Genomic DNA, 7588 nt, shown 5'->3' with positions numbered 1-7588 from the left:
TGGATGGAAGATCACGCTCGACGTTCGTCCCGACCACCGGCAGGTCTGGCAAGAACTCCACAAGACTGACGTGTACGTGATGACGCACGTCATGGAGGTCCCACGCCACCCCCGGCAGCACCGGCGCGACCGCCGGGGCGGCCGGTGGCGGACCGTCCCCAGGTGCGGGCGCCCGGTCCGCAGCAGGGGGACGAGAACGGCGTGCCGTGCCCCTGGTGCTCGACCCCGAACCGCCCCGACCGGCACTACTGCACGCGGTGCGCGATGCCCATGACCAGGACGGAGGACAGCTCGGCCCGGCACCGCCCGTGGTGGCGCCGGGTGCTGGACTTCCGCAGCCGTGAGACTCCGTGGGCGGGCGACCGGCCCCGACTGCGGCGCACCTTCGACCGGATCCTGACCTGGGTGGTGGCCGCCGCCGTCCTCAGCCTGCTCATCTGGGTCGGGGTGAGCACCCCGGGCTGGGTCCAGGCCACCCGCGACCACTTCGCCAAGCGCGCCCCGGTCGCCCCCGACCAGTTCGCCGCCTCCCGTTCCTATCCGGGCCACAAGCCCGACCTGCTCTTCGACAAGGTGAACAACACCTGGTGGGGGCCGGGTGTCACACAGTCCGGGGAGGGTCAGTGGGTCGAGGCCCGCTTCGCCGAGCCGACCCGGCTGCTGGACCTGATCATCACGCCGGGCACGTCGACCCGCGCCGACCAGCTCTCCCAGTCGGCCCTGCCGCACCGCATCAAGGTGACGATCACGACGAAGGACGGCAGGACCACGACGCGGGACATCACGCTCGACCAGAGCGCGGGCGGCCAGCGACGGGCGTTCCGCGTGGGTGAGGTGACGAAGGTCCGCTTCACTCTGGAGTCGGCGTACGGCGCCTCGGCGAGCAAGCAGGTGGCCATCGCGGAGATCGAGTTCTTCGGCCGGTCGAGCGCGAACTCGTCCTGACGCGGCGGGGATCTCGTCCTGACGGCGGCGGGGATGCGGACGCCCTGAGGCGCTCCGCATCCCCACGCCCGCGTCACGCCGTGAGGTGCGGGAAAAGAGAACGAGTCCCACCCCGCTCGACGCGGAATGGGACTCGTTCATCGGAGCGCCGGGCAGGCCTTGCACCTGCACCTCCCCACAGGAAGTGGGGCGCCTTTCCTTGGACCACCGACGCGGAACCGCTTCGCCGTTGTGGTGGCGACCAGCTCAAGATCAATGTTACACACGGACCCGCGTCCCGCCAACTCGGCCCGAACGAGGCTCCCTCAGCTCATCTCGCCGAGGTCCAGGTCCGGTCCGACGACCAGGGTGACGACGCCCGCCTGCGCGTCCGCCGCCGCGGCCGACCGTGCCTTCGGCACGCGTGAGGAGAGCACCGCGGCCTGCTTCTCCAGCCCGGCCGGGAAGCTGACGGACGTACGCGTCACCTTCTCGGGGGCGTTGCCGGTGCCGCTCACGGTGAAGCCCATCGTGCGGAGCTTCTCGGCGACGGCCGCGGCGCGCCCGGACTGCCCGGTGCCGTTGAGGACCTGGACGCGCACCTGGGAGGCGTACACGAGGTTCTTCGCCGCCGCCTGCAACTGCGCCTTGGTCATCTCCTTGTCCTTGGCCAGGGAGGTGAACAGGTCGGCGGCCTGCGGGTACTGCCAGACGACGTTGGCCTTGTCGGCCGGAATGTCCGCCTCACGCGGGTAGTTGGGCACGGTGAGGAAGGCCAGCCGGTCGCTGGGGATGCCCTTGAGTTCGTTGGCCAGCCCGTAGATCTGCTTGATGCCCGCCAGGTCCGGGTCCGTGGTCAGCGACTTGGTGGCGGACTGGAGGAAGCCGTACAGCGCGTCGGGGCTGGTCAGTTTCGACTGGGCCTTCGCCGCGAGGGCGTCCATGAACTCCTGCTGGCGGCCGATCCGGCCGATGTCGGAGCCGTCGCCCACGCCGTAGCGGACGCGGACGTAGCCGAGGGCCTTCTCGCCGTCGACGGTCTGGCAGCCGGCGTCCATCTCCAGTTGGGCCTTGTCGGACTTGATGGGTTCCTTCGGGCAGACCTCGATGCCGTCGAGCGCGTCGACCATGCCCTTGAAGCCGGAGAAGTCGACCGACATGAAGTGGTCGATGCGCAGGCCGGTGTGGGCCTCGACGGTCTTGATGCTGCACGCGGCGGCCCCGGCGACCTCACCGGCGCTGCCGCCGATCGCGAACGCCTCGTTGATCTTGGCCTTGTGCGGGTCGGAGGTCTTGCCGTCACCCATCTCGCAGGACGGTATGTCCACCCAGGAGTCACGCGGGAAGGACACCACCGCGGCCCATTTCCGGTTCGCCGGGATGTGCAGCACCATCAGCGTGTCCGACTGCATGGTGGTCAGGTCCTTGCCGTACTTGGCGTTCGCGCCGTCCCGGCTGTCGGAGCCGACGACCATGATGTTCTTCGAGCCGGGACTGAGGTTCTCGGGCCGGTCGTCGCCCAGTTTGTCGTCCACGGCGGCGGAGTCGATGTTGTTGTTGAGGTCGTTGTAGACCCACGCGCCGACACCGCCGACGCCGAGGACCACCACGGAGGTCACCCCGGCGCCCCAGGCGAGGACCCGCCCGCGCCGGGTCAGCCGCGTAGCGCCGGATCCGCCCCGGCCGCCTCCCGGCCTCGCCCTGCTCCCGCGGCCGGCCGCCTCCACCGGAGTATGTCCACGCCTTCTCGTCCCGCTCACCGGTGCTCGCCTCCGCCTCGGCCGTTCTTCACCCCGTACACCGTGCCTGGATCGTCGGCCTCGCTGGTCACGCCGAACGTCGGAACCCTACATGCGTCAAGGAATACGTCGGAAAAGCTCAGCCGACTCAGAAGACGGCCCGAACCCCACAAGGGTTGCCCCCGGAGTGCCGATCTCGTCAGGCCGCCGTCGGGCACCGGTGGCCGTTGTCGGGCAGGCCCAACGAGTGCAGTCGGGCTTCGCCGGCCGAAGGTACGGTGAACACGAACGTGGCGGAGGTCGCGGGCACGCGCAGGCCACGCTGGCTGCCGAAGGTGAGCGCGGAGTCGACCTCCCAGGCGCAGCCGCCCCGGTCCAGCGCGGCGACGACGTCCGCCTCGGTGGGCTCGCCGGGGAACAGGCCCGCGTACGTGGGCACCTGGACGGTCTCCGTCCACGTCTGGACGGTCACCATCCGCACCCGGCGGCAGCGGCAGACGAAGACCTCCAGATCGCCGAACCCGAAGAGGCGGGGCCAGCGTCTGTTGTCGAGCACGTCCCGCGGCTCGCCGAGGGCCGCGGTGATGTCGGCCCAGGACGCGTCGACGTGCACGGGGCCCAGGCGGGCGGTCAGGGCGACGGAGGCGAGCAGCTCGGTGAGGGGCACGGACGGAGCGTCGCAGCAGGTCAGGGGTGCTGTCCAGCCGTATCGCCCCCGCGGTGGGCGTCACGTACCGCGGGGGCGGCGGGGCTACGGGGCGTCGATCAGGTCCACCGGCGGGACCGAGACCGTCCGGGCGCCGGGCGTGCCGCCGAGGACGACCTTGCGCAGGGAGACGTTGTTCTTGAGGTCGGTCTCCTGGAGGCGGTTGGCCGGGTTGGCGATGACCTGGATGTGGTACGTGCCGTTCGGCAGGTCGGTGATGTCGAAGGACTGGCCGGGACGGTACTGGGTGTACGTGTCACCGGAGCCGACGTCGAGGACCTCCCGCACGGAGATGGAGTTCTGCTCGCCGCACGCGGTCGACAGATCGGTGTTGTACGGGTGCCAGTTGGCGTTCTTCACCGTGTAGTCCACGGCGTCCGTGTTGGCGAGGCAGAACGCCTCCTTGCCGCTGCGGACCTCCTTGGACTGGTCCTCGCTGAGCAGCCGGTAGCTGGCGAAGTCGGTGAAGTGCCAGTGCTCGTGGCCGACGCGCGGGTCCCACTCCATGGTGCCGGTGGGCGTGTAGCCGACCTGCTTGCCGTTGGCGTCGTAGAAGTACTGGTAGGCGTCCATGAGGTCCTCGCCGGGGCTGCGGAAGCCGTCGACGACGAGCGGGGCCGGACCGGCGTTCCACACGTTGGCGCTGAAGGCGAGGTAGTCCTTGCCCGCCACGTCGCCGTCCTCGCCGTCGGTGACGGTGATGTCCCAGGCCGGCAGGGAACGCAGGTCGGGCTTGGGCACATTCGCCGGGACGCCCGCGCGGCCGGTGGGCGCCTTGGCGTTCGCCCTCAGCGCGGGCGCGATCCGGGAACCGTCGGTGTGCCCGGCGCCGTCACCGAGATGACCGGCCAGACCCCGGTCCTCCAGCGCGTGGGACAGGGCGGGCGGGGTGGGCGCGTCGGCACCGCGCGGCCCGTAGTGATGCCCGGCCCCGTGCCCGCCGGAGGCGTGAGCGGTGTGGTCCCCGTGCGCGGACGAGGACGAGCGCAGCCCGGCGCCGCCGCCCCCCTCCTCGTCGCTCTGCTCCCGGACGGTCACCTTGATGGTCGGCCGCTCGTCGGGAATGCCGAACATGTCGCGGTACTTCTCGGCCACGGCCACCTGGGCGGTGTACTCGCCCGCCGGGAGGTCGACGCGCTCGTCGTAGTCGACGGTGGAGGAGTTGGCCGCCCAGCCCTTCTCCACGCCCCACACCGAGCCCAGGGTGAACGGGTTGGTGGGGCAGCTCTGCGGATAGTGCGAGGTGGCCGGGGCGTCCGGACGGACACGCCCGGAGGCGTTGTTGGGGCAGAAGTTGCCCTTGGTGGCGGCCACTTCCTTCCCGTCGGCATCCTTGACGGACACCTCCAGGAAGCCGGGCAGCCCGCTGAAGTCCTGCACGAGCCCGGCGGGCAGCGTCTTGGTCTTCACCTTCGTCCCGTCGCGCAGGATCTGCTGGGCGACGACGGGCGTCTTGTACGACTTGCGCGTCACCTTGAACTCCAGCGGCGCGTTCTCCACCTGGATGTAGGTGCCCAGGTCCAGGTAGACGCCGGGCGGCTCCCCCTCCCAGTTCCACCGGTCGAGCGTCACGGACTTCGACGCGGCGATCAGCTTGAGCTGCGGCACACCGGGCTTGGCGGCCTGCGGTGCCGCGCCGGCACCGGGGGCGGCCCCGGCGACGGCGACGACGGCGAGCGCGGCGCCCGCGGCGAACGCCGCACGCCTGAGATTTCTGCGGTCTGGCTGACTGGTCATCGGTTCCTCGTCTGCGAGTGCCATGGTCAGTGGCATCGGACTGGACAGCCCGCGGACCCACCCACCGTACGAACGCACCCCATGCGTCCCCGGGAGAGCCTGTGAGCACCTTGTGAGAGAGGTAAACCCCTTACGCAGGTTGCCTGTTGACCCCGACATCACCCGAACCGGCGACCACCCGGTGCCCGCCCGGCCCGCCCCGAGGTGCCCGCCCGGCCGGGTCGGCCATGACCGCCGGGTCAGCGCGTGACCGCACCCTCGACCGCGGGCGCCCTGCGCGGAGCCGACCGTTCCAGGTGGGGGTCACGGGTCGGGCCGGGGGCCGGACCCGAGGCGAGGGCCGGCGCCAGTGGCCCCAAATCGTGTTGACCGGCCTTGGCAGGCAGTGCTGGAGTCGGCGCGTGGACAGCATCCCCGCCAACCGACGGCTCTGGAACCAGATCAGCAGCGCCTACCAGCGCGAGCACGACCCGCGCATCGGCGCCGCCCCCCGGCTGTGGGGCATGTACTCCATCCCCGACGCGCACCTGCGCGCCCTGGGCGACGTCACCGGCCTGCGCGTCCTCGAACTCGGCTGCGGCGCAGGGCAGTGGTCCAGGGCGCTCGCCGCCGAGGGCGCCGAGGTGGTCGGGCTCGACCTGTCCGAAGTCCAACTCGCCGCAGCCGCCCGCGCGATGGGTGCGGCCCGCTACCCGCTGGTGCAAGGCGCCGCCGAACGACTCCCCTTCGCCGACGACAGCTTCGACCTGGTGTTCTGCGACTTCGGTGGGCTCAGCTGGGCACCCCCGCACCTGGCCGTCCCGCAGGCCGCACGCGTCCTGGGCCGAGGCGGGCGCCTGGTGTTCAACGTCGCCGGCCCATGGTTCGAAGCGTGCTACGACGAAGCCGCCGGCCGCGTGACCACGACGCTGCAGCAGGACTACTTCGGGCTGAACGCCATCGCCGAAGGCGACGGCGCGACCAGCTACCAGCTCACCTACGGCGACTGGGTCAGGGTCCTGCGCGGCGCGGGTCTCGTCATCGACGACCTCATCGAGCCGCGGCCCGAACCCGGAACACCCAACGGCTACAACGAGACCGACCCACCCGACTGGGCACACCGCTGGCCGGCGGAACTGCTCTGGGTGACCCACAAACCGTAGGTTCCGCCGCGGCCTACCGGTTCTTCGAGTGCGGTTTCCAGTCGGCGGCGAGGAGGCCGAGGAGTACCTCGTCGAGGAACTCGCCCATCACCCAGGCCGACGAGCGCAGCACGCCCTCGCGGACGAAGCCGTTGCGTTCGGCGGAGCGGAGCATCGCGGCGTTGTCCGACAGGGTCTCGATCTGCAGCCGGTGCAGGCCGCGTACGACGAAGCCGTAGTGGCACAGCGCCGCGACCGTGTCGGTGCCGTAGCCCTTGCCGCGGGCGGACGGCAGCAGGCCGAGGCCGAGGTGCGCGGTCCGGTTGTGGGTGTCGATGCCCCACAGCACCGCCGTGCCGACCAGCGTGCCTCCGTCCAGTTCCACCACGGAGAAGGGGACGTGGCCCTCGTCCTTGTCGTCGACCACGAGCCGCGGGTCCTTGGAGCCGGGGGTGATCGGCCGCCACGGCCGGCCCTCGGAGCGTGCGGCGTTGACCACGTCGTCGTACAGCTCGGTCCGCAGGGTGGGGATGTCGTCCTCGTGCCGGGCCCTGAGCCCGACCTTGCCGCTTCGTAGCATGCGAGCTTCCTATCCGACCGGGCCCGCCTGCGGCAACGCGATAAGGCGGTCGTAGCATCGCCGGCATGGAGGACTGGGGGGTGCGGCCCGCCGGCCCGGCCGATGTCGACGAGGTCGCCGAGCTGCGGGCCGTGGTGCTGCGGGGGGATCTGGAGCGGCTCGGGCGCTTCGACGAGTCGCGGGTGCGTACGCGGCTGCGGGACGGGTTCGTGCCCGCGTACACGCAAGTGATCGAGGTCGGTGGCGTGTTCGCCGGATGCGTGGCGGTGCGGCCGGAGGCGGACGCCCACTGGCTGGAGCACTTCTATCTCGCGCCCCACGTCCAGGGCGGGGCATCGGCTCGGCCGTTCTCGCCCGGCTGCTGGGCGAGGCCGACCGCGGCTCGGTCCGGCTGCGGCTCAACGTCCTTCAGGGGAGCGCGGCCCGCCGGCTGTACGAACGGCACGGGTTCGTGGTGGAGCGGGAGGACGCGGTGGACGTGTTCCTGGTGCGGGAGCCGGTCGCGCGGCGGGGCTGACGGACCGAACTGCTCTCCGGCCGCGACCCCGTCCGAGTGCCCTGGGGCGGGTTGCGCCTGCCGACGCCGTCGCGGTCGTCATCATGAGCCGGTGTCCCAGCTCCTGCGTGTCGTTGTCGGCGCGGTCCTCGTCGCCGTCGCTCTGGTCGCCTGGCCCGCCTGTGTGCCGCAGGGTGGCGGGCCGGCGGTGCCCGCGGGGGCGTTCGGCGCCTATGTGGGGTACGACGCCACAGGGGTGCGGCGGATCGCGGGGCTGGACGGGTG

The 7588-nt window shown here is 71.4% G+C and carries 5 protein-coding genes and 2 pseudogenes; 3 read left to right on the top strand and 4 right to left on the bottom strand.

The features are described from left to right. Positions 1-132: 132 nt before the first annotated feature. Positions 133-945, top strand: a pseudogene (locus P1P75_RS37620) (zinc ribbon domain-containing protein); the annotation flags it as partial. 305 nt (positions 946-1250) lie between these two features. Here the strand turns inward: P1P75_RS37620 and P1P75_RS37615 are convergent. From P1P75_RS37615 to P1P75_RS37605, 3 genes are all read right to left on the bottom strand, one after another. Then, complete coding sequence (locus P1P75_RS37615; protein WP_319263900.1) at positions 1251-2543, bottom strand: LCP family protein; 1293 nt, start codon at positions 2541-2543, stop codon at positions 1251-1253. A gap of 319 nt (positions 2544-2862) precedes the next feature. Next, positions 2863-3330, bottom strand: a complete 468-nt coding sequence (locus P1P75_RS37610; protein WP_319263899.1) for a hypothetical protein — start codon at positions 3328-3330, stop codon at positions 2863-2865. Between the two features lie 84 nt (positions 3331-3414). Next, complete coding sequence (locus P1P75_RS37605) at positions 3415-5106, bottom strand: lysyl oxidase family protein (RefSeq protein ID WP_319263897.1); 1692 nt, start codon at positions 5104-5106, stop codon at positions 3415-3417. Positions 5107-5507: 401 nt separating this feature from the next. Here P1P75_RS37605 and P1P75_RS37600 point away from each other — a divergent pair, with 401 nt between their 5' ends. Beyond that, entirely contained in the window at positions 5508-6248 is a 741-nt protein-coding gene (locus tag P1P75_RS37600) for a methyltransferase domain-containing protein (protein WP_319263896.1), read from the top strand. Positions 6249-6261: 13 nt separating this feature from the next. Here P1P75_RS37600 and P1P75_RS37595 read toward each other — a convergent pair whose 3' ends face one another. Further along, a complete protein-coding gene (locus P1P75_RS37595) occupies positions 6262-6807 on the bottom strand; it encodes a GNAT family protein (protein WP_319263894.1) in 546 nt (181 codons plus the stop codon). A gap of 65 nt (positions 6808-6872) precedes the next feature. On the opposite strand from P1P75_RS37595, the pseudogene P1P75_RS37590 reads away from it, so the two are divergent. Next, positions 6873-7324 (top strand): annotated as a pseudogene (locus P1P75_RS37590) (N-acetyltransferase family protein). Positions 7325-7588: the final 264 nt, after the last annotated feature.

It is taken from the genome of Streptomyces sp. ID05-39B, assembly GCF_033794725.1.
Classification (GTDB): domain Bacteria; phylum Actinomycetota; class Actinomycetes; order Streptomycetales; family Streptomycetaceae; genus Streptomyces; species Streptomyces bobili.
The sequence above is the reverse complement of the archived record's forward strand: the minus strand, read 5'-3'. Positions and strand labels throughout refer to the sequence as shown.